General features: G+C 67.7%; 21 protein-coding genes. 9 read left to right on the top strand and 12 right to left on the bottom strand.

The genetic code is table 11. From position 1 onward, the window contains the following. Window positions 1–71: 71 nt before the first annotated feature. On the bottom strand, window positions 72–1733 hold the full coding sequence (locus tag M8009_RS06375) for a GMC family oxidoreductase (protein ID WP_250059982.1): 1662 nt from the start codon (window positions 1731–1733) through the stop codon (window positions 72–74). A 233-nt stretch (window positions 1734–1966) separates the two neighbouring features. Beyond that, window positions 1967–3478 (bottom strand): CoA-acylating methylmalonate-semialdehyde dehydrogenase, encoded by a 1512-nt coding sequence (locus M8009_RS06370; RefSeq protein ID WP_250059981.1) that lies wholly within the window; start codon window positions 3476–3478, stop codon window positions 1967–1969. Between the two features lie 178 nt (window positions 3479–3656). On the opposite strand from M8009_RS06370, the gene M8009_RS06365 reads away from it, so the two are divergent. Together M8009_RS06365 and M8009_RS06360 are read left to right on the top strand one after the other, a co-directional pair. After that, window positions 3657–4559, top strand: coding sequence for a LysR family transcriptional regulator (locus tag M8009_RS06365; RefSeq protein ID WP_250059980.1), 903 nt, complete (start codon window positions 3657–3659; stop codon window positions 4557–4559). Window positions 4560–4587: 28 nt separating this feature from the next. Continuing rightward, on the top strand, window positions 4588–5370 hold the full coding sequence (locus M8009_RS06360) for a sulfite exporter TauE/SafE family protein (RefSeq protein ID WP_250059979.1): 783 nt from the start codon (window positions 4588–4590) through the stop codon (window positions 5368–5370). Between the two features lie 15 nt (window positions 5371–5385). Here M8009_RS06360 and M8009_RS06355 read toward each other — a convergent pair whose 3' ends face one another. The 6 genes from M8009_RS06355 to M8009_RS06330 all read right to left on the bottom strand — a co-directional run bounded on the left by M8009_RS06355 (window position 5386) and on the right by M8009_RS06330 (window position 11059). Next, window positions 5386–6309 carry a cation diffusion facilitator family transporter gene (locus M8009_RS06355; protein WP_250059978.1) on the bottom strand — a complete coding sequence of 308 codons (924 nt, stop codon included), beginning with the start codon at window positions 6307–6309 and terminating at the stop codon, window positions 5386–5388. 38 nt (window positions 6310–6347) lie between these two features. After that, window positions 6348–7154 carry an ABC transporter permease gene (locus M8009_RS06350; RefSeq protein WP_250059977.1) on the bottom strand — a complete coding sequence of 269 codons (807 nt, stop codon included), beginning with the start codon at window positions 7152–7154 and terminating at the stop codon, window positions 6348–6350. A 13-nt stretch (window positions 7155–7167) separates the two neighbouring features. Next, a complete protein-coding gene (locus tag M8009_RS06345; RefSeq protein WP_250059976.1) occupies window positions 7168–8055 on the bottom strand; it encodes an ABC transporter permease in 888 nt (295 codons plus the stop codon). Continuing rightward, window positions 8048–9196: an ABC transporter ATP-binding protein gene (locus M8009_RS06340; RefSeq protein ID WP_250059975.1), complete on the bottom strand. Its 1149-nt coding sequence runs from the start codon at window positions 9194–9196 to the stop codon at window positions 8048–8050. The genes M8009_RS06345 and M8009_RS06340 overlap by 8 nt, the downstream gene beginning before the upstream one ends. Window positions 9197–9220: 24 nt before the next feature. Then, window positions 9221–10336, bottom strand: coding sequence for a substrate-binding domain-containing protein (locus M8009_RS06335; protein ID WP_250059974.1), 1116 nt, complete (start codon window positions 10334–10336; stop codon window positions 9221–9223). 156 nt (window positions 10337–10492) lie between these two features. Beyond that, window positions 10493–11059, bottom strand: a complete 567-nt coding sequence (locus M8009_RS06330) for an NnrU family protein (RefSeq protein WP_250059973.1) — start codon at window positions 11057–11059, stop codon at window positions 10493–10495. A 120-nt stretch (window positions 11060–11179) separates the two neighbouring features. Between M8009_RS06330 and M8009_RS06325 the strand changes: the two genes are divergently transcribed. Then, the gene (locus tag M8009_RS06325; protein ID WP_250059972.1) at window positions 11180–13120 is read left to right on the top strand and encodes an alkaline phosphatase D family protein; all 1941 of its coding nucleotides are present in this window, start codon (window positions 11180–11182) and stop codon (window positions 13118–13120) included. On the opposite strand, the gene M8009_RS06320 is transcribed toward M8009_RS06325, so the two are convergent. Beyond that, window positions 13108–13701, bottom strand: coding sequence for a phosphatidylglycerophosphatase A family protein (locus M8009_RS06320; RefSeq protein WP_347709832.1), 594 nt, complete (start codon window positions 13699–13701; stop codon window positions 13108–13110). The genes M8009_RS06325 and M8009_RS06320 overlap by 13 nt on opposite strands. 6 nt (window positions 13702–13707) lie before the next feature. Between M8009_RS06320 and M8009_RS06315 the strand changes: the two genes are divergently transcribed. From M8009_RS06315 to M8009_RS06295, 5 genes are all read left to right on the top strand, one after another. Then, complete coding sequence (locus tag M8009_RS06315) at window positions 13708–14286, top strand: gamma-glutamylcyclotransferase (RefSeq protein WP_250059971.1); 579 nt, start codon at window positions 13708–13710, stop codon at window positions 14284–14286. A gap of 37 nt (window positions 14287–14323) precedes the next feature. Continuing rightward, a complete protein-coding gene (locus M8009_RS06310; RefSeq protein ID WP_250059970.1) occupies window positions 14324–15577 on the top strand; it encodes a threonine ammonia-lyase in 1254 nt (417 codons plus the stop codon). Window positions 15578–15675: 98 nt separating this feature from the next. Continuing rightward, entirely contained in the window at window positions 15676–17412 is a 1737-nt protein-coding gene (locus M8009_RS06305) for an isocitrate/isopropylmalate family dehydrogenase (protein WP_250059969.1), read from the top strand. Window positions 17413–17664: 252 nt separating this feature from the next. After that, window positions 17665–18393 (top strand): phosphatase PAP2 family protein, encoded by a 729-nt coding sequence (locus tag M8009_RS06300; protein WP_250059968.1) that lies wholly within the window; start codon window positions 17665–17667, stop codon window positions 18391–18393. 318 nt (window positions 18394–18711) lie between these two features. Further along, the gene (locus M8009_RS06295; RefSeq protein ID WP_250059967.1) at window positions 18712–19185 is read left to right on the top strand and encodes a DUF427 domain-containing protein; all 474 of its coding nucleotides are present in this window, start codon (window positions 18712–18714) and stop codon (window positions 19183–19185) included. Between the two features lie 64 nt (window positions 19186–19249). Here the strand turns inward: M8009_RS06295 and M8009_RS06290 are convergent, their stop codons facing one another. Then, window positions 19250–20419 carry an alpha-hydroxy acid oxidase gene (locus tag M8009_RS06290; RefSeq protein ID WP_250059966.1) on the bottom strand — a complete coding sequence of 390 codons (1170 nt, stop codon included), beginning with the start codon at window positions 20417–20419 and terminating at the stop codon, window positions 19250–19252. Window positions 20420–20645: 226 nt separating this feature from the next. Between M8009_RS06290 and M8009_RS06285 the strand changes: the two genes are divergently transcribed. Further along, window positions 20646–20891 (top strand): hypothetical protein, encoded by a 246-nt coding sequence (locus tag M8009_RS06285; protein WP_250059965.1) that lies wholly within the window; start codon window positions 20646–20648, stop codon window positions 20889–20891. Here M8009_RS06285 and M8009_RS06280 read toward each other — a convergent pair. Together M8009_RS06280 and M8009_RS06275 are read right to left on the bottom strand one after the other, a co-directional pair. Beyond that, window positions 20868–22088 carry a GGDEF domain-containing protein gene (locus tag M8009_RS06280; protein ID WP_250059963.1) on the bottom strand — a complete coding sequence of 407 codons (1221 nt, stop codon included), beginning with the start codon at window positions 22086–22088 and terminating at the stop codon, window positions 20868–20870. The two genes, M8009_RS06285 and M8009_RS06280, sit on opposite strands and share 24 nt — an antisense overlap. Beyond that, window positions 22085–22573, bottom strand: a complete 489-nt coding sequence (locus M8009_RS06275; protein WP_250059961.1) for a hypothetical protein — start codon at window positions 22571–22573, stop codon at window positions 22085–22087. The genes M8009_RS06280 and M8009_RS06275 overlap by 4 nt, the downstream gene beginning before the upstream one ends. Between the last annotated feature and the right edge of the window lie 171 nt (window positions 22574–22744).

Here is a 22744-nt window from a genome sequence, read left to right as displayed (position 1 = left end):
AACCTACTGCGCGCATAGTGCGCCGATGCCGGGCGCAGGTCAAACACTATTTGCACTGCATCATAGCGACGTTACTCCCCGCCCAGGATCCAGCCGGCGGCCTTCTCGGCGATCATCAGCGTCGGCGAGTTGGTATTGCCGCTGGTGATGGTAGGCATGACGCCCGCATCCACCACGCGCAGCCCCGCCACCCCGCGCACCCGCAGGCGGGCGTCCACCACCGCCATGGGGTCATCGTCGCGCCCCATCCTGGTGGTGCCCACAGGGTGGAAGATGGTGGTGCCGATATCCCCCGCCAGGCGGGCCAGGTCATCGTCGCTCTGGTACTCCAGCCCCGGCTTGACCTCCTCGGGCGAATATCTCGCGAAGGCCGGCTGCTCGGCGATGCGCCGCGTGACCCGCAGCGAGTCCGCCGCCACCTGGCGATCCTCCGGGGTGCTCAGGTAGTTAGGCGCGATGGCCGGCGCCTGGCGCGGGTCGGCGCTCTTGATGCGCACCGTGCCGCGGCTGGTCGGGTTGAGGTTGCACACGCTCGCCGTGATCGCCGGGTAGTCGTGCAGCGGCTGGCCGAAGGCCTCGAGGCTCAGCGGCTGGACGTGGTACTCGATGTTGGGATGCGCGTAGTCATCGGAGCTGCGGGTGAAGGCACACAGTTGCGAGGGCGCCATGCTCATGGGGCCGGAGCGCTTAAGCAGGTACTCGAGCCCGATGCCCGCCTTGCCGACCAGCGAGTTGGCCATGGTGTTGAGGGTCTTGGCGCCCTTCACCCGATACACCGAGCGGATCTGCAGGTGGTCCTGCAGGTTCTCGCCGACCCCCGGCAGCTCATGGATCACCGGGATCTCGTGCTCGCGCAGCAGCTCGGCCGGACCGATACCGGAGAGCTGCAGCAGCTGCGGCGAACCGATGGCGCCGGCACAGAGGATAACCTCGCGGGAGGCCTGCACCGACGTCGGCTTCCCGCCGCGTTCGACGCGCACCCCGGTGCAGCGCGGCGGGCCGCCCTCGCCTTTCTCGCCATTTCCTTCAAATACGAGCCCCAGCACCTGGGTGGAGTGCCACAGGGTCAGGTTGTCGCGCTTCTCGGCCCCGCGCAGGAAGGCCTTGGAGGTGTTCCAGCGCCAGCCCGAGCGCTGGTTCACCTCGAAGTAGTCGACCCCCTCGTTGTCGCCGCGGTTGAAGTCCCGCGTCCGCGGGATGCCGGCCTCCACGGCCGCGGTGGCGAAGTCGTCGAGCACCTGCCACTTGAGCCGCTGCTTCTCCACTCGCCACTCGCCGCCGTGGCCATGGTAGTCGCGGTGGGCGCCGTCGGCATCGCCGCCGGCATCCAGGCGATGGTGATCCTCGTGCTTAACGAAGTCGGGCAGGCAGTTCTCCCAGCGCCAGGCATCGTCACCGGTGGCCTCGGCCCAGCCGTCGTAGTCGCGCGACTGGCCGCGGATATAGAGCATGCCGTTGATGCTGGAGCAGCCACCCAGGGTCTTGCCGCGGGGATAGATCAGCGAACGGCCGTTGAGCCCGGGGTCGGCCTCGGTGCGGAAGCACCAGTCGGTACGCGGGTTGTCGATGCAGTAGAGGTAGCCCACCGGGATGTGAATCCAGTGGTAGTTGTCGCGACCGCCCGCCTCGATCAGCAGCACCCGGTTGGCCGGGTCGGCGCTCAGGCGGTTGGCCAGCAGGCAGCCGGCGGTGCCGGCGCCCACCACGATATAGTCGAATTCCTGCTCAGCCATGGCGTGCTCTCTCGACATGCCGTCAGCGATATAGGCCAACAGCAACGCGTCTCTTGTAATACGGCAGCTAATTCCCGTTCGAGGCTACTCCGAGGAGCAGACCTACGAGGAGGCGCTGTGAACCCATCCCTGGGCGCTACATTTGCCATCCATGGCAAATGACCTCCTCTTCGATCTCCCCTCGGCGCCTCTCACACTCGTCTTCCCTGCTTTCCGTAGCCTCGTTGCAAGGATTACTTGTGCGTCGGCATGGCGAACTCGGAGCCGCCATCTATGGAGTCGGACCAGCGCTGCATGATCGACTTCTGCTTGGTGTAGAAGCGCACGCCCTCCTCGCCGTAGGCGTGGGTGTCGCCGAACAGCGAGCGCTTCCAGCCACCGAAGCCGTGCCAGGCCATGGGCACCGGGATCGGCACGTTGATGCCGACCATGCCGACCTGGATGCGGCGGCCGAACTCGCGGGCCACGCTGCCGCTCTCGGTGAAGCAGCTCACGCCATTGCCGAACTCGTGGTCGTTGATCAGCTGGATGGCGGTGGCGATATCGGGCACCCGCACGCAGGCCAGCACCGGGCCGAAGATCTCCTCCTTGTAGATGGTCATCTCCGGAGTGACGTGGTCGAACAGCGAGCCGCCCATCCAGAAGCCCTCGGCGCACTCGTCGCCGGTCGCGGCGGCATCGAAGTCACGGCCATCGACGACCAGTTCGGCACCCTCGCTCACGCCCTTCTCGATGTAGCCGGTGATGCGCTGGTGCGCCTGGGCGGTGACGATGGGGCCCATCTCGGCATCCAGCTCCAGGCCGTTCTTGACCTTGAGCGCGCGGGCACGCTCGGCCAGCCGCGGCACGAGCTCGTCGGCCACGTCGCCCACCAGCACCGCCACGCTGATCGCCATGCAGCGCTCGCCGGCACTGCCGTAGGCGGCGCCGATCAGCGCATCCACGGCCTTGTCGAGGTCGGCATCGGGCATCACCACCATGTGGTTCTTGGCGCCGCCCAGGGCCTGGACGCGCTTGCCATGGCGGGCACCCCGCTCGTAGATCAGGTTGGCGATCGGCGTGGAGCCGACGAAGGAGAGCGCCTTGACGTCGGGATGGTCGAGCAGCGCCTCCACCGACTCCTTGTCGCCCTGCACCACGTTGAAGACGCCATCCGGCAGCCCGGCACGGGCGAGCAGGTCGGCGATCAGCAGCGAGGCGCTGGGGTCGAGCGGGCTTGGCTTGAGGATGAAGCTGTTGCCGCAGGCAATGGCGACGGGGAACATCCACATCGGCACCATGGCCGGGAAGTTGAACGGGGTGACGCCGGCGACCACGCCCAGCGGCTGGCGCAGGGTCCAGTTGTCGATGCCGGTGCCGACCTGTTCGGTGTAGTCGCCCTTGAGCAGCTGCGGGATGCCGCAGGCGAACTCGACGATATCGATGCCGCGCGCCACCTCGCCCTGGGCATCGGTGAACACCTTGCCATGCTCCAGGGTGATCGCACGCGCCAGCTCATCCTTGTGCTCATTGAGCAGCTGGAGGAACTTGAACATCACCCGGGCACGGCGGATCGGCGGGGTATCGGCCCAGGCCGGGAAGGCGGCCTGGGCAGCGGCCACGGCAGTGGCCACATCGGCCTGGGAGGCCAGGGCCACCTGGCCGGTCACCTGGCCGGTGGCCGGGTTGGTCACGGCCTGGTGCTGGCCGGACTCGCCGGCTGACATTTGCCCATTGATATAATGCTGGATGCTGGCTGTGCTCATGGCGGCCTCGTCTCGTCGTTGTCGAAATCGGGGATGGACGTCCGTTGTCGGGGATGGGGAGTGACAGAAGCGACCCCATTGGCGCCTAGACTAGCCCCATCGTCACCCGAATCAATTGAGTAATTCAAAACCAGCGTATAAGTTCGGCTGATATCACTCCACACCGAGGAGCGAGACCATGCAGGACCTCCAGACCCTGCGGGCCTTCGTCACCGTGGCCCGGGAAGGCAGCGTCTCCCGCGCCGCCGAGCGGCTGCACCTGACCCAACCCGCGGTGAGCCTGAAGCTCAAGCAGTTCCAGGCGGGCCTCGGCCTCACACTGTTCCAGCGCCGCCCCCAAGGGCTGGAGCTCACCGCCGACGGTCGCGCGCTGCTGCCTGCCGCCGAGAAGGCGCTGGCGGCCATGGCCGCCTTCGAGCAGAACGCCCGGGCCCTGCACAGCACGCTGCGTGGCCGACTCAAGATCGGCACCATCGTCGACCCGGAGTTCATCCGCCTGGGGGCCTTCCTGCGGCGCCTGGTGGAACGCGCCCCGCAGCTCGAGACCGAACTGCACCATGGCATGAGCGGCAGCGTGCTGGAGTGGGTGCGTCGCGGCGAGCTGGACGTGGGCTTCTTCCTGGCGCCGCCCGGCGAGGGCCCGGGCCTCCCGGAGATCGCCCACCGTGAGCTCACCCACTTCCACTACCACGTGATCGCCCCGGCCGGCTGGGGCAGCCGCCTGGCCGGCGCCGACTGGCCCCGGCTCGCCACCCTGCCGTGGATCACCACGCCCGAAGATTCCGCCCATCACCGCCTCTTGCATGGCGTGCTCGACCCGCTGGGCATCGTGCCCAACGGCGTGGCCCAGGTGGACCAGGAGGCCTGCATGCTCGACCTGGTGCGCGCCGGCGTGGGCCTCAGCCTGGCCCGCGACGCCCTGGCCATGGCCGAGCGCCAGGAGCGCGGCCTGGTGGTCGCCGAAGGCGTGCGCCTGCCCTGCGCGCTGAGCTTCGTGTGGCGTCGCGACCGCGGCGAGGAGGCGGTGATCGCCGAGGCGCTGGAGGTGCTCACCGGCGTCTGGGGGGCGCTGGCGCCATGACACTTCGACACCGGAAAGGAACTTCCTGATGGCCGACCTCGAGATCCCCCAGCTCGTGCTGATCGGGCTGATCTTCGTCTGGAGCGGCTTCGTGCGCACCAGCCTGGGCTTCGGCGGCGCCGTGCTGTCGCTGCCCTTCCTGCTGCTGGTGCTCGACGAGCCGCTGGTCTTCCTGCCGATCATCGCCATTCACCTGCTGATCTTCTCCAGCTGGATCGCCTGGAACGGCCACCGTCAGCTGGTGGTCGACAACGGCGGCCAGGCGCCGGCCGAGGGCAATATCGACTGGCGCTATCTGGGCCGCGCCCTCAAGGTGATGATCATCCCCAAGCTGGTCGGGGTGGTCGGCCTGCTAACCCTGCCCGGCAACGTCATGACCAGCATCATCTTCGTGATCGTGATGGTCTATGCGGTGGGTTACGTGCTCGACAAGCCCTTTCGCAGCCATAACCGCTGGGTGGACGCCCTGCTGCTGGCGCTGGGCGGCTACGTCAGCGGCACCTCGCTGATCGGCGCCCCGCTGATCGTCGCAGTGTTCGCCACCCACGTCGCCGCCCACCAGCTGCGCGATACCCTCTTCGTGCTGTGGTTCATCCTGGTGCTGATCAAGATGGTCTCCTTCGTGATCGCCGGGGTCGACCTGCAGCTCATCCACCAGCTGTGGCTGCTGCCCTGTGCCCTGGTCGGCCACCTGCTGGGCGAGCGCACCCACCGGCACATGCTCGCCAGCCGCACCAACCTCTACTTCCGGGTGCTCGGCGGCGTGCTGATCCTGGTCAGCGTGATGGGGCTCTACAGCGCGGCGGGCTGAACGGCCGCCATGCGCTCAGCCCTGGCGGCCCGCGCCTTCCTTGGGCTCGTCGACGCAGTGGTGCCGGCTCTCAAGCTGGATGGTGACGTGGTCGAGGCCGTAGCGCTCCACCAGCAGGGCCCGGATCGCCACCAGCGCGGCCTGGCGATCCTCGCCCTCCTCGATGGCCGCATGCAGCGACACCAGGTGCCGCCCCGGCGTCAGCGACCAGACATGCACGTGATGCACGTTGCAGACCGTCTCGAGCGCCTCGGGAATCTCGCGTCGCAGGGTCGCCGCGTCCAGGTCGTCCGGGGTGCCCTCCAGCAGGATATGGCCGGATTCCCGGGTCAGCTTCCAGGCGCTGCGCAGGATCAGCATCGCCACCAGTACCGAGAGCAGTGGATCGATGGGCATCCAGCCGGTGGCCAGTATCACCAGGGCCGCGACGATGGCCGCCACCGAACCCAGCAGGTCCCCCAGCACGTGCAGGGCGGCCCCGCGGATGTTGAGATTGTCGCGGTCGCCGAAGTGCAGGATGGCGAACACCACCAGGTTGACCAGCAGTCCCAGGGCAGCGATCGCCAGCATGGGGGTGCCCATCACCTCCACCGGCGAGAGCAGCCGGCGGATCGCCTCGATGACGATCCACACCACGATGGCGATCAGCGTCAGGCCGTTGACGAAGGCGGCCAGGATCTGCACCCGGTGATAGCCGAAGCTGCGCTTCGCGTCCGCCGGGCGGCGGCTGATGCGCGCGGCAAACCAGGCCAGCGCCAGGGCTGCGGTGTCGGTGAGCATGTGGCCGGCATCGGCCAGCAGCGCCAGCGAACCGGAGAGGATGCCGCCCACCACCTCGGCGACCATGAAACCGCCGGTGAGCAGGATCGCCCAGAACAGCCGCCGTTGGCTGTCCTGCCCGCTGTGAGGTGCGCCGTCATGCGTGTGGTCGTGAGCCATGGGCCCTCCCTTGCCAGGCCCCCAGCATAACGCAGGGTTCACACCCCCTTCACGCTTCTCGCCGCCTCATGGCGCCGCTTGACCTCGTAGGCCACGGCCAGCAGCACGGTGACGAGTATCAGGATCAGCCCCAGGGCGTTGACCGCCGGCGTGAGGCCGGTACGCACCTTGGAGGCGATGTAGACCGTCAGGGTGGTGTCGTAGCCCACCACGAACAGTGAGGTGTTGTAGTTCTCGAAGGATTGCAGGAAGGCGATCACCGCCGCCGAGAGGATAGCCGGGCGGAGGTAGGGCAACAGGATGCGCCGGAACATCTGCCACTGGCTGGCGCCCAGGTCCAGGGCGGCGCGCTCCATGGTGCGGTCGAAGCGCTGCAGCCGCGCGGTGACCATCAGCATCACGTAGGCGGCGATGAAGGTGGCCTGGCCGAGCACGGTGAGGAAGATGCCCCCGCCGACCCCCAGCTGGCGCCAGAAGATCAGCGTCGAGATGCCGATGATCACCCCCGGGGTGAGCAAAGGCGAAAGGATCAGCGCATAGAGGAAGGGCTTGGCGCGGCTCTGCACCGTGTTGAGGAACAGTGCGGTGGCAATGCCGATGGGTACCGCCAGGCAGAGCACGCCCACGGCGACGATGGCACTGTTGGAAAGTGCCTGCCACATGCCGCCGTCGGCGGCGAGCTCGCCGAACCACTTCAGGGTGGTGCCATCCCAGGGCGTCACGGTGGGGAAGCGGCTGTCGTTGAAGGTGGCCGCGGCCATCACCAGCAGCGGCAGGAAGAGATAGGCGAAGAACACCACCACGTAGAAGCGCAGGCCCAGGGCCATCAGTCGCTGAGAACTCATTTGGCCCAGTTCCTCATTTGGCGATGTCTCCCAGGCCCACCTTGAACACCTTCATCACCAATGACATGAAGCCGATGCACAGCACCAGCAGCAGGAAGGCGTAGGCCGCCCCCTGGTTCCAGTTGCCGCCCTCGAAGAACCAGTTGTAGATGATCTGGGTGAACCAGCGGCTGCCCGGAGAGCCAAGCAGCGCCGGCACCGCATAGCTGCCCGCCGCCAGCATGAAGGTCATGATGCAGCCGGTGGCGATCCCCGGCTTGGCATGGGGGATGACGATGCGCCGATGGGTGCGCACCGTCCCCGCCCCCAGGTCGCGGGCCGCCCGCACCTGGTTGTCGTCGAGGCTCTCGATGGCGTTGTAGACCGGGAACACCATGAACAGGATGTAGGCGTAGACCATGCCCACCATCACGCCGGCATCGCCGCTGAGGAAACGGATCGGCCGCTCGACCAGCCCCAGCATCATCAGCACCTCGTTCAACGGCCCGCGGAAGGCGAGGATGATGAACCACGAGTAGGTACGCAGGATCTCGTTGATCCAGAAGGGAATGATCAGCAGCAGGATGCACAGCGCCGCCTGCCGCGGAGTGGCCACCTTGGCCAGGTACCAGGCCAGCGGATAGCTCACGCCAAGCGTCAGCAGGGTCACCAGCACGCTGGACCATAGCGTCTTGAAGAAGATCGCCCGGTGGATGTCGTTGGCGAACAGGGTGGCGTAGTTGGTCAGCGTCCAGCCGTCCTGAGGCCCGCCACGCTGGGCCGGCAGCAGGTTGGGGCGCAGCGAGTAGTCGATCATCTGCAGCTGCGGCAGGGTGACCATCACGATCAGCCAGATGCCCAGCAGGCCGAGGATCGCCATGGCCAGCGGGCCGCCGAAACGCGCGGCGAGCTGCCTAAACATGGCCGACCTCCACCACCTCGCCGGTCGCCTCGTCGACCCGCGGGCTGCCATCCTCGGGCAGCACCACCGCATCCTCGGGGTCATAGCCGAAGCTCATGCGCCGCCCGGCAACCAGGGCATCCGTGAACTGCCGGGAGTGCTCGTGGCCCAGCTGCACCCTGAGCAACTCGCCGGAGGCATCGAGCCGCGCCTCCAGCACCACCCAGGCGCCCTCGAAATGCACCGCCTCGAGAGTAGCCGCGAGGGTCGGGCCGGCGGCCCCCTCCTCGACAGGGCGCAAATGCTCGGGGCGGATATAGAGCGCCGCGCGGTCGCCGCTTTCCAGGCGCGACGAGGCCGCGACACGCCCGGCCAGCTCGCCCAGCGCTCCGCCGTCCAGGCGCACCCGCTCGCCCTGGCGCTCGATCAGCGTCGTATCCAGCCGGTTGTTCTCGCCGACGAAGGCCGCCACGAAGCCGGTGGCCGGCGAGCGGTAGAGGGTCACCGGGTCAGCCACCTGCTGGATGCGTCCCGCCGACATCACCGCCACCCGGTCGGACATGGTCAGCGCCTCACCCTGGTCGTGGGTGATGTAGATGAAGGTGATGCCGGTCTTGCGCTGGATCGCCTTGAGCTCGGCACGCATGTGCTGGCGCAGCTTGAGGTCCAGCGCCGAGAGCGGCTCGTCGAGCAGCAGCACCCGCGGCTCCACGGCCAGCGCCCGGGCGATGGCCACCCGCTGCTTCTGGCCGCCGGAGAGCTCGCCGATCTGCTTCGGCCCGCTACCCTCCAGCGCCACCAGCGCCAGCAGCCGCTCGGAGGCCTCGCGGCGCGCCTTGCGGTCGACCCCGCGCACCTCCAGGCCGAACTCGATGTTCTCGTACACCGTCATCAGCGGGAAGAGCGCGAGGTTCTGGAAGATCATCGCGGTGGGACGGCGGTTGACCGGCACCCCGCCCATGGGCTCGCCGCCGATCAGCACCTGGCCCTCGCTGGGGGTCAGAAAGCCGCTGATCATGTTGAGCAGGGTGGTCTTGCCGCAGCCCGAAGGGCCGAGGAAGCTGAAGAACTCCCCCGAGCCGATCTCGAGCGTCGTCGTGTCGATGGCGGTGAAGTCGCCGAAGCGCATCACCACCTCCTCCAGGCGAACGCTGCCGTCCATGGTCACCTCGCGGTCAGGCATCCGTCAGGCGGAGAGGTAGCGGTCCTGGTACTCGTTGCGCAGCGCCACGTACCAGGGCTCCTGGATCGGCCACCACCAGAGGTTGGCCAGGTCCGCCTCGGTGTAGGACGCGGTGAAGAAGTTGCGCGTCGCCTCGGGAAGCAGTTCTGTCGCGCCCTTCGAGGTGGAGTTGTAGCCGGTGGCCTCGACGAACATGGCGCCCGCCTCGGGGGTGTAGTACCAGTTGATCAGCTCGTAGACGGCGTCCGGATTCTGGGCGTTCCGGGGAATCACGAAGCCCTCCATCCAGGCCAGCGCCCCCTCCTTCGGCGCGCCGTAGGCGATCTCCTCGCCCTCCTGCTGCAGGCGGAAGGCGGTGGAGTCCCAGGTCTGGCCGATGATCGCACCGTTGGTGCGGAAGGCGGCCTGGGCCTCGTTCTCGGTGTTCCAGAACTGCACCAGCATGGACTTGTGCTTGACCGCCTCCTCGAGGATGACGTCGAAGTTGGCGCGCATCGCCTCCTCGCTCCTGTAGGAATCGAGCAGCGGGTGCGGCAGCCGGCCCTCGCGCTCCAGCCACAGGCCGATGCCGACCAGCGCCGAGTGGCCGCGCACCGTGACGCCCTGGCCATGTTCGGGGTTCCACAGGTCGGCATAGCTCAGGTTGGCACGGTCGAGGTCGGCGAAGCGGCGATGCCAGGTGATCGCCTCGGTGCCCCAGTCGCTGGGCGCGAAGTAACGCTTGCCGTCCACCACGCCGCCGGTCTCGGAGCCCTCGATGGCGCTGTCCAAAGCACCGCTCCAGTTGATGCGCGACTCGTCCAGCGGCTGGATCAGGTCGTAGTCGAGATAGCCGGGGACGCGGTCCACGGTGGGCATGATCACGTCGAAGCCGCTGCCGTCGCTGGCCCGCAGCGAGTTCATCAGCTCGTCGTTGGTGCCGTAGGGCGTGAAGGTGGCCTTGATGCCGGTCTTCTCGGTGAAGTCGGCCAGCATCCGGTCATTGAAGTAGCCCGCCCAGGCGTAGATGCGCAGGGTCTGCTCCTGGGCCAGCAGCGTGTTGACGTAGAAGGACGGCACGCTGGCAACGGCCCCGGCGGCCAGGCTGCCCTTGAGGAAACGGCGACGTGTGATCGACATGACGAGCTCTCCATGGTGGCTGGGACACACCCCGTTATCGCGTGGCGAGGTGACGACGCCATGACCCGCCGATGACGGTTCAGCGTCGACTCAATCAGCGTAGCACCATATAGGGAAAGGCCCAGCTGCGGGAAAGCCACCGCCGCCGGGGCGAGGTCACATTACCGGCACCCCGGTGACCCACACATGCAGGTGGAAGGCGAACAGGTAGTAGGCCACCAGGCCGATCACCACCGTCGCGACGGTGCCGGCCATGCCCGGGGCGGTGCTCTCCGGCCGGGGACGACGACGGGCCGCACGGAAGTCGAACACGGCCCACAGCAGGAAGGCCCCGAAGAAGACGATGTCACCCAGCCGGCCGTTGGCCAGCAGGTGGGCGAAGGCCCAGAGCTTCACCGCAATGATCATCGGATGGCCCAGCTTGGCCTTGAGGTGGTTGCGGGGCACATAGGCCGCCACCAGCAGCACAAAGGCGGGGATCATCAGCAGCGAGACGGCATGGCGCAGGCCCACGGGCGGCTGCCAGACCCACACCGGGTCGAGGCGCATCTGGCCATAGCCCCAAATCGCCAGGGCCAGGCCGATGATCGAGACCACCGAATAGGCCGCCTTCCAGGGCAGCACGCCCATTCGCTCGATCTGGGCGGTTCGCCAGTCGTCGGCCAGGATGCGCACCGAGTGCACACCAAGAAAGATCAACAGGCCGAGCAGCATCACGGTCATGGTCAGGATCTCCATCAGGGAAAGGGCAAAGTGGAACGAAACCGCCGCCAGCCTAGTCTGTTGACCTGATCACGACCAGTGCCGTCGACCACCGCGGCACCAGCGACGCAAAGGATTGCCATGTCCCGAGACACCGCCCCCCTGCCCGAGGTCCTCGCCGGCCCCCTCCTGCGGCGCCTGAGCGCGGAGCGCCTGGTGATCTGGCTGGTGGGCTCGCGCCCCCTCGAGCTCGGCCTGATGCTGCACCCTGCCGGACACCCGCCGCGCCGCCTGACCCTCAACGCGCGCCGCGTGCAGCGCCTGCCGCTGGGCCGGCATGCGTGGCTGCACCTGATCGACGTGGCCCTCGACACGCCCTTGCCCCGCGGCGTGCGCATCGACTATGACCTGAAGCTCGCCCCGGACGGGAGCGACGGCGGGGGCGAGCGCGGCATCGCCGACTGGGCGCCCCACCTGCTGCACGAAGGCGCCACGCACCCCGCCTTCGTGCTGGCCGATAGCCACCGCCGCCTGCTCCATGGCTCCTGCCGCCGGCCCCACCACGACGGCCCCGACGGCCTGGTGCGTGCCGATGCCTGGCTGGCCGAGCGCCGGGAGACCCCCGAGGCCTGGCCCGCCTGGCTGCTGATGACCGGCGACCAGGTCTACGCCGACGACGTCGCCGGCCCGATGCTGGTCGCCATCCATGCCCTGATCCGCCGCCTGGGCCTGTTCGACGAGACCCTGGAGGGGGCAACCGTGGCCGACAGCCAGGCCCTCTACGCGGACAGTGCCACCTACTACCGGCGCGAGGCGCTACTGCCGGATATCGAAAGCAGCGAGGACCTGCGCGAGCGCTTCTTCGGCGGGGTACGCAAGCCGGTCTTCACCTCGGCCAATGCCCACAACCACCTGATGAGCCTCGCCGAGGTCATCGCCATGTACCTGCTGGTCTGGTCGCCGGTGCCCTGGCGGCTGGTCGAGATGAGTGAACCGACGCTGGCCGAGCAGGATGCGGTGCCCTTCGGCGAGCAGCGAGCGGTCATCGAGCGCTTCGCCGAGGGCCTGCCCGCCGCCGCCCGGGTGATGGCCCACCTGCCCTCGCTGATGATCTTCGACGACCACGACATCACCGACGACTGGAACCTCACCGCGGACTGGGAGCGTACCGCCTACGGGCACCCCTTCTCGCGGCGCATCATCGGCAACGCCTTGCTCGCCTACCTGCTCTGCCAGGGCTGGGGCAACGACCCGGACCGCCTGGCCGAACCGCTGGGCGAGGCCGCCACACTGCTGGCATCGGCCGCCGACAATCAGGGCTGGCTGCCCGCGGAGGAGCAGGACGCCGTCATCGACCGGCTGCTGCGCTTCCAGGGCTGGGAAGTGGAGGTCGAGGGCGAGCCGAAGCTGGTGGTACTGGACACTCGCACCCGGCGCTGGCGCAGCGAGCGCAGCCCGAAACGCCCCTCCGGCCTCATGGACTGGGAGGCGCTCTCGGAGCTGCAGCAGCAGATCCTCGGGGCCACCTCGGTGGTGATCGTCTCTCCGGCCCCGATGTTCGGCGTCAAGCTGATCGAGACCATCCAGCGGCTCTTCACCCTGGCCGGCAGGCCGCTGCTGGTCGACGCCGAGAACTGGATGGCCCACCGCGGCGCGGCCAGCGTGATGCTCAACATCTTCCGCCACTCGCGCACCCCGGGGCACTACGTGATCCTCTCCGGCGACGTGCACTACTCCTTCGCCTACGACATCCGTATCCGCCAGCGCCGCGAGGGGCCGAGGATCTGGCAGATCACCTCCAGCGGCATCAAGAACGCCTTCCCCGGCACCCTGCTCGACTGGTTCGACCGCCTGAACCGCTGGCTCTACGCCCCGCGCTCGCCGCTCAACTGGTTCACCAAGCGCCGGCGCATGGCGATCACCCCGCGCGACCCGGACCGCGCCAAGGCCGGCGAGCGGCTATGGAACGGCGCCGGCATCGGCCTGGTGGAACTCGATGACCAGGGCCGGCCGTGCGACATCCGCCAGCTCGATGCCCGCGGCTTCGACGTTACCTTCCCGCCCCGCGATCAGGACGCCTGACGCCGCCGCCACAGGATGAGGCCACCGGCCACCACCAGCCAGGAGACGAGTGCGGCCAGCACATCATCCAGGACGATACCGGCACCGCCGGGTACCGTCTCGGCCAGGTGGATGGGCGGCGGCTTGGTGGCGTCGAAGAGCCGGTAGACCACGAAGGCGGAGGCCATGACCCAGGGCTGGCGCGCCGCCGTCTGGCCCAGCACCGCCACCGGGAAGGCGACGATCTCGTCGAGCACGATGCGTCCGTCATCCTTGGCGCCCAGTGACTGCTCGGCCAGATGGCACACCGGCACCGCGGCGAGCAGCAGCACCAGCGTCACAGCCACTTGCGCTCGCCGAGTGCGCCCCAGCACCCACCACGCCAGCGGCAGCCCCAGCAGGGAGCCGACCGTGCCCGAGGCCCAGGGCGAGAGCCCCGTCCCCAAGCCGGTGGCCAACCACATCACGACGTTATCCATCTTTCCTGCCCCTGCACGATGCATGTTGCGGCCGGTACCGGCCGAGAAGCCGACAAGATACCCGCCGGCCTGGCGGACGTCGATGGCGGCCACGTCGACATTCGCCGCCGGCCGACGCATCATTCAGGGATGACCCTCGACACGACCCACCACAACCGGCAGATGACCCACTTCGACGGCCACGACGAGATCTGGCTGTTCGGCTACGGCTCACTGATCTGGAAGGCCGACTTTCCCTTCCTCGAGCGCCGCCCGGCGTCTATCCATGGCTGGGTGCGCCGCTTCTGGCAGGGCTCCCACGACCACCGCGGCACCCCCGAGGCGCCGGGTCGCGTGGTCACCCTGGTGCGCGCGCCCGGCGCGACCTGCCACGGCATGGCCTATCGCATCACCCCCGAGGTGCTCGGCCCGCTCGACGTACGCGAGAAGAACGGTTACCTGCGCGAGGTGACCCGGCTGCACTTCGACGACGCCGCTCCGCCTTTGAGCGCCGAGGGGCTGGTGTACCTCGCCACCGAGGACAACGCCGCCTTCCTCGGTGACGCCCCACTCGACGCCATCGCCGAGCAGATCGCCGTGGCCCACGGCCCCAGCGGCCCCAACCGCGACTACCTGGTCAACCTGGCCCAGGCCCTGCGCGAACTCGGCGTGGAAGATCTCCACGTGTTCGCCCTGGCAGCGCGCCTGCCCCACCCGGCAGACGCCTGATGCCCGACACCACCTCGACAACGGAGACGACCCTCCCATGAGCGTGACCCTCGACGACGTCCGACAGGCCGCCGCGCGACTCCAGGGGAGCGTGGAGCGCACCGCCTGCCTGCACTCCACCACCCTCTCGCAGCTCACCGGCTGTGAGCTCTACATCAAGTTCGAAAACCACCAGTTCACCGCCTCCTTCAAGGAGCGCGGCGCCCTCAACCACCTGCTCTCGCTCAGCCCCGAGGAACGTGCCCGGGGAGTGATCGCCATGTCGGCGGGCAACCACGCCCAGGCGGTGGCCTATCACGCCACCCGGCTGGGCATCCACGCCACCATCGTCATGCCCCGCCACACCCCCAACCTCAAGGTGCGCAACACCCGCAACTTCGGGGCCGAGGTGCACCTGGAGGGCAACGGCGTCGACGAGGCCGGGGCCTATGCCCGCCGCCTGGCCGAGGAGCGACACCTGGTCTTCGTGCACCCCTACGACGACGAGCGGATCATCGCCGGGCAGGGCACCATTGCCCCGGAGATGCTCGAGGATGTCCCGGACCTCGACTGCCTGGTGATCCCCATCGGCGGCGGCGGACTGATCAGCGGCAACGCCGTGGCGGCCAAGGCGCTGAAGCCCGAGATCGAGGTGATCGGCGTGCAGACCAAGCGCTTTCCCGCCATGAAACAGGCGCTGGCCGGTGAGGAGATCCACTGCGGCCTGGCCACCCTGGCCGAGGGCATCGCCGTGAAGCAGCCCGGCACCCTGACCCGGGAGATCGTGCGCGAGCTGGTCAGCGACATCGTGCTGGTCGACGAGCCCGAGATCGAGCGCGCCATCCTGATGCTGCTGGAGATCGAGAAGAGCGTCGCCGAGGGCGCCGGCGCCGCCGGGCTCGCCGCCCTGCTCACCGACCCGGCGCGCTACCGCGGCCGCAAGGTGGGGCTGGTGCTGTGCGGCGGCAACATCGACATGCTGGCGCTCTCCTCGGTGATCCAGCGCGGTCTGGTACGCTCCGGGCGCATCGTACGGGTGCGGGTCGGCATCCCCGACGTGCCCGGCTCGCTGGCCGAGCTCACCCGTCTGCTCGCCGAGCAGCGCGCCAACGTCATCCAGATCGCCCACCAGCGCACCTTCACCGACCTCTCGCTGCGCGCCACCGAGGTCGAGGCCACCCTCGAGACCCTGGGCAGCGACCACACCCGCGAGGTGATCGCCGCGCTGCGCGCCGAGGGCTACGACCCGGTGCTGCCCGCCAACGAGGTGCACCCCGACGAGCGCTGGGCCACCGACCCCGAGGGGCACTGACCGGCACCTTGGATGCATGGCGCAGGGCCGGCGGCAGGCGTACCCTGTGCGCATTCGAGCATCGCAACGGTTTCCATCATCTCAACAAGGGAAGAGTGATGAGCAGCAAGATCAACGTTAAAGCCCCCCTGGTCATCCTGCACGGCGACGAGATGGCGCAAGTGGCCTTCGAGAGAATCCTCGACACCTTCGTGACCTCACCGCTGGACATCGAGCTGGTAGAGGTCGACCTGACCGCGGAGAACCGCCTGGTCACCAACGGCCAGGCGGTGATCGACGCCATCGAGGCGCTCAAGCGCCACGGGGTGGGCGTGAAGAACGCGGGGATGACGGTCAACCGCGCTCAGCTGGGCGAACTGCTCGCCGCCCATCCCGAGCTCGACGGTACCAAGCTGCATCCACTGGCCACCAAGTCGCCCAACGGCGCCATCCGCAAGGGCATCGGCGGCAACATCACCCGCGAGGACATCCAGTTTCGCAACCTGAAGGTTCAGCGCCCCGAGTGGGTCGGCCGCGACATCGTCGTGGAAACGATGGAAGAGGGCGGCATCAAGGACAGCTTCAACGAGCTCTCCCGCGCCACCGGCATCGTCAAGCTGATGTTCGTGGGGGCCAGCGGTGACTCGATAGAGCTGCACCGCCGCGAGGTCAAGAAGGGCGACCCCTGGCTGCTCGCCACCAACGACCTGGAGGAGGTCAAGGCCTGGGCGCACCGCTTCTTCCAGCGCGCCATCGACGAGCAGCGCGACATCTACCTGGGCCTGAAGGACACCGTGATCGCCGGCTACGACGGCGTGATGCGTGCCGCCATCGAGGACATCTACGAGAGCGACTACAAGGCGCAGGTCGAGGCGCTGGGACTCGCCTACCACTACGAGCTGATCGACGCCCAGGCCGCCCGCCTCGTCGCCAACCCGCCGGAGCGAGCGCTTTGGGGCGTGCCGGACAACACCACCGGCCGCAAGCTCCATAAGCTGGTCGAGCAGCTCAAGCAGTTTGGCATCCCGGACCGCAAGGCCCAGGTCTCCATCTCGCGCATGAGCGCCGGCGGCGGCGACCAGTACGGCAGCTTCAACGCCCCCGCCGAGGAGGACGGCATCCTCAAGGTGATCGTCGACGGCGAGGAGAAGCACGCCCGCCACGTGCAGAAGGGCGACCCCATCCTGCTGATGTCCAACGACCACGAGGCGATCAAGGACTGGGTGCTGCAGGTGTTCCGCGACGCCTCGCGCAAGGACAAGGAGGTCTACTTCGGCCTCAAGCGCGAGTACATGGAGTACGACGAGGTGTTCAGCACCGTGATCACCGACGTGCGCCGTGAGCTCGCCGAAGCCGACACCCCGCCGCCATCGTTCATGATCATGCGGCCCTCCAGCCAGCTGATCAAGATGATCACCGACCCGCCGCGCAATGCCCTCTACCCGGCGCAGAACCTCGACGGCGACATCTTCTCGGACATCTCCGCCGCCCTCGGCGGCAGCCTGGCCACCGCCAGCTCGATCATCGAGAGCAAGAGCGGCACCATGCTCTTCGAGGCGCCCCACGGCACCGCCCACGACCTCTACCTGACCTACCAGGAGAGCGACGGCAAGGTGGCCCACTTCAACTCCTCGGCCCTGCTGTTCGCCGTGGCCAACGCCCTGGAGACCCTCGGCGAGCGCGAGGACAACGCGGCGCTCGTCGACTATGCGCATCGTTTGAAGGCCGCGCTGATCGATACCGTCGCCGACGGCATCATCACCGGCGACCTCAAGGGCAAGACCACCGACCCCGCCGCGGAGACCATCGTCGACATGCAGGGCTTCCTCGACGCCGTGGCAAGCCGCCTGGGCTGAGGTGGCGGCCGGCCCGGCTTCGTATCGGGCCGGTGAATCGCATGCGGTTCGACGACCTGGGGGCGGTTACCTCCCCGGGTGATGGCAGAGTTTCATCACCATCGCGGGGAGGATCACCATCGCGGCGGCGCTGGCAGAACGCGAGGCATAGGGACTCGACGCAATCCACTGAGTTCTCGTTGACGATCTGGCGAGCCAGCTTTTGCAAGCCAGCCTTTCGTCCATGAGCGATTTCACAGCAGTGGAGTTGCTATGAAACACTTCGAGAAGACCGAACGGATGGGACGCCGATCCCTTTCCACGCTGGCTCGGCTCGCTCGCTACGAGCTAGGGGCGCTACTGTGCGTCCTGATCCTGTTCGGCGGGGTCTGGGGCTTCGTCGAACTGGCCGAGGAGGTCTCCGAGGGTGAGACCCGGAGCATCGATGAGACCCTGCTGCTCTCCCTGCGCAATCCTGCCGACCATGCCGACCCCCTCGGCCCGGGCTGGGTAGAAGAGCTGGGGCGGGACTTTACTGCGCTCGGCGGTGTCGGCGTACTGGCACTGGTCTCGCTCGGGGCCCTGGGCTACCTGATTCTCGCCCGACACTACCGCGCGGCGCTCTTTGCCTCGATCGCGGTGCCTGGCGGAATACTGCTCAGTACACTGATGAAGGTGGGCTTTGACCGCCCTCGGCCCGATCTTGTGCCTCATGACGCCAGCGTCTACACCGCCAGCTTCCCCAGCGGCCACGCGATGATGTCTGCGGTGACCTACCTCACCCTCGCCGCCCTGCTCATCCGCGTACAGCCCGAGCTGAGGCTGAAGGCCTACATCCTGATGCTGGCGATACTGCTCACGCTGCTGGTGGGCATGAGCCGTGTCTACCTCGGGGTGCATTGGCCGACGGATGTCCTTGCCGGATGGACGGCTGGGGCTGCCTGGGCGGCGCTGTGCTGGCTCGCGATGCGCTGGATGCAGCGGCGGAGTCAGGTAATCTAGGAACAGGTATGTCACGTCGGCCAGGCTTGGCGCATTGGCACCGGGTAAAGGCTAGCGTCATGCATTCACTCAATCCCCGCGGGCTCGGGTGGCATTGCCCAGCAGCGGGGAAGCCAGAGCCACTTTACGTTGACCAGCCAGCACGGGGACGTCGATCTCGCGAGCCTGCCGGTAATATCCACCGGCAGGCAGCCGCCGGGTTAGACCTCGAAAGGATCTAGCGGGGTGAAGGGACCGGGCGCGGGCCTCTTCGCCCTGATGAACGAGAGCGAAAAGACTTATGCTGGTAGCTCTTCTACTGTTCACTGGGTTGCTGTCATGACATCACTGCCGATAGAAGACGTTCAGTCGTACCCGCGCCCCGCCGTGCTGGAACCCTTCGCCGAGCCGTTGAGCATCTACCTGGATGATGCGCGCATCGCCTACACCTTGCGAGGCTATCGCGTGCTTGAGACTCACCATGCCCCGACCTACTATTTTCCGCCCGATGACGTGGCGGACGTGCTGCGTCCCGTCACCGGTAGCAGCTTCTGCGAGTGGAAGGGGGTCGCACGCTACTTCGACGTGTCAGGAGCTCGACACGTCGCTCGACGCGCAGCCTGGTGTTACGAACACCCCTCCGCCGCTTTTCGCCCCATGGCCGGTTACCTGGCCTTCTATGCGGCCTGCATGCAGCGTTGCCTGGTCGGGGATATCGAGGTGATTCCCCAACCGGGGGATTTCTATGGCGGATGGGTCACGCCCAACCTGCGAGGCCAGATCAAGGGCGCGCCTGGCACGCGTCACTGGTAATCCAGCCTCATGCAGGCCTGCACCGTTCACGCGACCTGGCCAGGTTCTCCCAGCCTGGTCGCTATCATAGCTTGACGGTCGGATCGGCAAAGCCCTGCGGCACGTAGAGGTTGTGCGCCCCGAGGTTCTTGACGTCGGTCTCTCCACACAGGGCCATGGTCGTATCCAGCTCCTTGTGGATGATCTCGAGGGCCTTGGTCACGCCTGCCTCTCCGGCGGCGCCCAGGCCGTAGGTGAACGCACGGCCGATGTAGGTGCCCTTGGCCCCCAGCGCCAGCGCCTTCAGCGCATCCTGGCCGGAACGAATGCCCGAATCGAAGTGGACCTCGACCTGGTCGCCCACCGCCTCGATGATCGATGGCAGCATGCGAATGGAGCTGAGCGCCCCATCCAGCTGACGCCCTCCGTGGTTGGAGACGATGATCGCATCAACGCCGACCTCCACCGCGCGCCGCGCATCCTCCGGCGTCATGATGCCCTTGACGATCAGCTTTCCTCCCCACCACTTCTTGAACTGGGCGATGCGCTGCCAATCCAGCGACACATCGAACGCTTCCGCCGTCCAGGTGGAGAGTGACGACGGGTCGGTCACGCCTTTGGCATGGCCGACAATATTGCCGAACGAGCGGCGCTTGGTGCGCAGCATCTCCAGCCCCCAGGGAATCTTCGTGGCCATGTTGGCAATCGAGCGCGCGGTCAGCTTGGGCGGGGCCGACAGCCCGTTCTTGATGTCCTTGTGACGCTGGCCCAGCACCTGCAGATCCACCGTGACGACAACCGCGGAACACTTGGCGGCCTTGGCACGCTCGAACAGGCGACGCATGAAGTCATCATCCTTGAGGGTGTAGACCTGAAACCAGAAAGGCTGGGTCGTGTGCTCGGCGACGTCTTCGATCGAACAGATCGACATGGTCGATAGCGTGAAGGGCACGCCGAACGCCTCGGCTGCCCGAGCGGCCTTGATCTCACCGTCGGCAGACTGCATCCCCGTCAGCCCGACCGGCGCCAAGGCTACCGGCATGGAGACGTCCTCCCCGATCATCTGGCTACGCGTAGTGCGCCCGGCCATGTCGACGGCCACCCGCTGCTTGAGGTGGATATGCTGGAAGTCGCTGCTGTTCTCGCGAAACGTCTGCTCCGTCCAGCTGCCGGATTCGGCATAGTCGTAAAACATCTTCGGCGTGCGGCGCACGTAGTGACGTCGCAGATCTTCGATACTGGTATAGACCGGCATGTTCTCTCCTGAATAGCGGGATTCCCGAAGCGCTGTTGCACCAGCTCGTGCGGATGACCGCTGATCGACCAGGCGGCCGTGCCTACCCACCAGGCCGGCATGTGTCAGACCCGAGTCAATCAGCTTACCACCTGTTGTGCTTACCGCCGCGAGAGATAGCCGAGCTATCTCACTCCGCTCGGCCGTGATGGGGCTTCGCCCTTCTCACCCATTATCGAGAGAGGTGGTGGCTTTCGTCTCGCTCCACGGCCCGCTGGACGTGGAGGCGGAGCAGGCCAAGACCAGCACCCGCGAGCTGCTGGTGATGCTGGCCAAGTACGTGCTGCCGCCCATGTCGCTGATCCTGATGCTGTTCCTGGTGTTCATCCTGGGCATGTTCCCGGACTGGACCGGCATCGTGCTGCATCGAGCAGCGGGCGACTGCATCAAGGCGAGGCGCGCGCCTCGATCAGCGGCGGGTATTTGCACTTAGAGCTTCCTGCGCGACGCCTGCGTCGTGGTAGGCGGCCACCCCGCCAGCAGCGGGACGAGGCGCCGCGTGGCCGGCCACGGCCCGGTCACGCCCGTCCGCCTTGGCTCGGTAGAGCAGCTGGTCGGCCCGGCTGTAGAGGCGGTCGAAGCTCCGTTCCTCCTCGGCCTCGACCACCCCGATGCTCACCGTCAGCCGGTGCTCGGCGGCCGGTCCGGGCAGCGGCATCGCCCGAGTCGCACGCAGGATTCGCTCGGCCAGGGCCTCGGCATCCGCCAGCTCGCTGTCGGGCATCAGGATCGCGAACTCCTCGCCCCCCATCCGCGCCACCCTGTCGACGCGACGCACCTGCCGCTCGAGGGTTTGGGAAAAGGCGACCAGCACCGCGTCGCCAACCGGATGCCCATAGGCGTCGTTGATCCGCTTGAAGTGGTCCAGGTCCAGCAGCATCAGGCTCAGCGGTACTCCGTGGCGGCAACGCCGCTCGAACGCCTCCCCCGCCGCCTCACTCAGCCAGCGGCGGTTGCCCAGGGCGGTCAGCTCGTCGGTCCGGCTCTGCAGGCGCATGGTCTCGCGCTGGCGATGCAGGTGGAACAGCATGCGCATTACCGCGGCAATCGCCAGCAGCAACAGGAGCAGCAGCACCGCCACGGCCAGCGCCAGGCGCTCCATCAGCTGGCGCTGGTCGGCCGAGGCACGGTGGACCAACTCGTTCAGCTCGCTGTAGGCCCAGGCCAGCCCCTCCTCGACCTCCATGCCCAGGGCCAGGATGGCCTCACTGCCCTGATCGTCGAGGCCCTGCTCGGCGGCAACGTCGACGCTGGCCTCCAGGGCCGGCAGTCGCGACTCCACATGATCCAGTTCCTCGAGCAGCTCGCCGTAGCTCTCGGGCACCAGCTCGCTGCGGCGCAGCTGCAGCCGGACGCCCTCGATACGGCGGGGAATCCGCCACAGCAGCGCATGGATCTGCTCCAGGTGGATGCGATCCTGGCTGTCGATCAGGCTGTCCAGGGTCATGCGCAGGGCGGCGGGATCCTGCTGGGCCCTTACCACGTCGGTGACCAGCGCCGTGTAGTCGGCTCCCACCTGCTGGCGCGCCTGGGAGACGTAGTAGGCGACGGCCAGGGCGCAGAGCAAGGCGATCAGGCTGAACGCCGCGACCAGGCGCAGCCCCAGGCCGCGTGAGGATGTCGCCCTCATCTCGCGCTGATCTCGCGGATCGCCCAGATCCAGCGTGTCATCGGTACGCTGCCCTCCCGCGCGGCCGCGGCGTCCTCGGGTACCACCAGCATCAAGGGTCCCAGCGACGCCTCGCCGACGGGTTCGCCATCGAGGCGCGTGACCAGCAGGTAGCGCTTCTCCCGCCGCTGCGCCGGGGTGAGGAAAGTCGTGTAGTCGTCCAGGGCGATGAACCTGACGCGGCGCGCCTCGTCGAGGCCCCGGGCAGCGAGGAAGTCATCCAGCCAGACCCCGGCGAAGCTGCCCTCGGGCCCTTCCGGGTGGTGCATCTCCACCGCGTGAAGCCCCGGTGCCTCGACCTGCTCGAGGGTCAGCTCGCGGGAGTCTGTGCCGCGGGTCAGGGTCAGCACCGGGGCGGCGCCATCGGCGATGGCGGTGCCGGTAACGGCCAGCAGCAGCCAGCCGACCAGGCAGCAGACACGAGCAGGGCATGAAGGAACACGCATGGGAACTCCCGTGACGGGATGGACGATGTAGGATGGCAGCAGTCCCGGGCGGCCCGCCTGGCCAGGAACGCGACCCGGGTGGGGCGCGACTATCGCCAATGCCCCGCCCGGTGTCCACATTTTGCGACACTACCCCACCAACGGTGCATCCACCAGGCCCTGGCGGGGCCA

The organism is Halomonas gemina (genome assembly GCF_023554995.1).
Taxonomy (GTDB): Bacteria; Pseudomonadota; Gammaproteobacteria; order Pseudomonadales; family Halomonadaceae; genus Halomonas; species Halomonas gemina.
Note: the sequence above shows the minus strand (reverse complement) of the source record. Positions and strands in the feature narration are given on the sequence as shown.